Raw genomic sequence first — 2,152 nt, 5'->3', positions numbered from 1 at the left:
GCGACCGAGCCGACCCGGGCCCCGACCGCCGTACGGCGCGCCCGGCGGCCCACCACGAGAAGCTGGGCCCGCGTGGCCTGGGAGACCAGCACCTGTCCGGCGCTGCCCATCTCGACGTGCTCGGCGACGCTCACGCCGGGGAACCGCTCCCGCCAGGGCCGCAGCGCGTCGGCCAGCGCCCGCTTCTCGTACGGTTCGAGGCCGCCCGCCTCGTCCAGCAGCTTGAGCGAGCCGGGGCTGTAGGCGAAGACGGGCGGCAGGGTCCAGGCGCGCACCGCGCGGAGGGTCGCGCCGCGGGCGGCCGCCGTCTCGAAGGCGAAGCGCAGCGCGGCGGCGCTGTCCTCCGGGGTGCCGTGCTGGCCGACGACGATCTCCCGTCCGGCGGACTCGGCCTCCGGGCGGTCCCCGGCGCGCACCAGGATCACCGGCCGGGCGGTCTCCGCGACGACCCGGAGGCCGACCGAGCCGAGCAGGAAGCCGACCACCGCGCCGTGCCCGCGGGTGCCGAGGACCAGCGCCTCGGCGTCCGCGCCGGCCGCGAGGAGCGCGTCCACCGCGTCGTCCTCGGTCAGCTCCACGGTCGCGTCCAGGCCGGGGTGCCGTTCGGCGAGGGAGCCGACGGCGCGGCCGATGCCCTCCTCGACCCAGGCCCGCTGGGTGTCCCGGTCGGCGGGCAGTTCCCCGATCTCCTCCCAGGCGTGCACCACACGCAGCGGCAGCCCCCGGCGCACGGCCTCGCGGGCCGCCCAGTCCAGCGCGGCCAGGCTCTCCTCGGTACCGTCCACCCCTGCCGTGATCGGGCGTGTCATGCGTTGGGCCTCCTCGTCGTCCGGCCTGTTCCGTCCTCGCCATGACCCTGCCACAGCGGGCGGGTCCCTCCGCCACCCGGCTCCCGGAGCACACCGGGGCGAACCGGGGGAAACGCACATACGATGGGCGAGACCGTTCCGTGCGCCCGACCGCCGGGGTGAGAACGCATGGCAGAGCCGACCGACGCCGCCCGGACCGTCCTGCTGACCGTGGACGACGATCCGGGCGTGTCCCGCGCGGTCGCCCGCGATCTGCGGCGCCGCTACGGCGCGTCGTACCGCGTGGTGCGCGCGGAGTCCGGACCGTCCGCGCTGGAGGCGCTGCGCGAGCTGAAGCTGCGCGGCGACTCCGTGGCGGTGCTGCTGGCGGACTACCGGATGCCGGTGATGAACGGCATCGAGTTCCTGGAGCGCGCGATGGATGTCTATCCGGGCGCGCGGCGGGTGCTGCTGACCGCGTACGCGGACACCGGGGCGGCCATCGACGCTATCAACGTGGTGGACCTGGACCACTATCTGCTCAAGCCCTGGGAGCCGCCGGAGGAGAAGCTGTACCCGGTGGTGGACGACCTGCTGGCCGCCTGGCGGGCCGGGGACCACCGGCCGGTGCCGTTCATGAAGGTGGTGGGCCACCGCTGGTCGGCGCGGTCCTCGGAGGTACGGGAGTTCCTGGCCCGCAACCAGGTGCCCTACCGCTGGTACTCGGTGGAGGACACCGAGGGGCGGCGGCTGCTGGCGGCGGCCGGGCAGGACGGACTGCGGCTGCCGCTGGTGATCACCCCGGACGGCGGGGTGCTGGTCGAGCCCGAGGCCCCGGAGCTGGCCGCGCGGGTCGGCCTGGCGACGACGCCGACGGCCGACTTCTACGACCTGGTGGTGATCGGCGGCGGCCCGGCCGGGCTCGGCTCGGCGGTGTACGGGGCGTCGGAGGGGCTGCGCACGGTGCTGCTGGAGCGTTCGGCGACGGGCGGCCAGGCCGGGCAGAGCTCCCGCATCGAGAACTACCTCGGCTTCCCCGACGGCGTCTCCGGCGCCCAGCTCACCGAACGCGCCCGCCGCCAGGCGACCCGGTTCGGCGCGGAGATCCTCACCGCGCGCGAGGTGACGGGACTCGAGGTCAACGGCGCGGCACGGATCGTCCGGTTCGCCGACGGCTCCGCGATCGGCGCGCACAGTGTGATCCTGGCGACCGGGGTGCAGTACCGGCGGCTGACCGCCGAGGGCTGCGCCGGGCTGACCGGCTGCGGGGTGTTCTACGGGTCGGCGCTGACCGAGGCGCCGTCCTGCCAGGGGCACGACGTGTTCATCGTGGGCGGCGCCAACTCGGCCGGGCAGGCGGCGAT

The 2,152-nt window shown here is 75.6% G+C and carries 2 protein-coding genes; one reads left to right on the top strand and one right to left on the bottom strand.

Translation table 11 applies throughout. The annotated features are described in order from the left end of the window. Positions 1-809: universal stress protein (locus GT030_RS07365; protein ID WP_161200386.1), on the bottom strand; the 809-nt coding region annotated here is incomplete at its 3' end. A gap of 168 nt (positions 810-977) precedes the next feature. Between GT030_RS07365 and GT030_RS07360 the strand changes: the two genes are divergently transcribed. Then, on the top strand, positions 978-2,152 hold a 1,175-nt coding region (locus GT030_RS07360), incomplete at its 3' end, for a response regulator (protein WP_161200385.1).

This window comes from Streptomyces sp. SID1328 (assembly GCF_009865595.1).
GTDB lineage: Bacteria > Actinomycetota > Actinomycetes > Streptomycetales > Streptomycetaceae > Streptomyces > Streptomyces griseoluteus.
The sequence above is the reverse complement of the archived record's forward strand: the minus strand, read 5'-3'. Positions and strand labels throughout refer to the sequence as shown.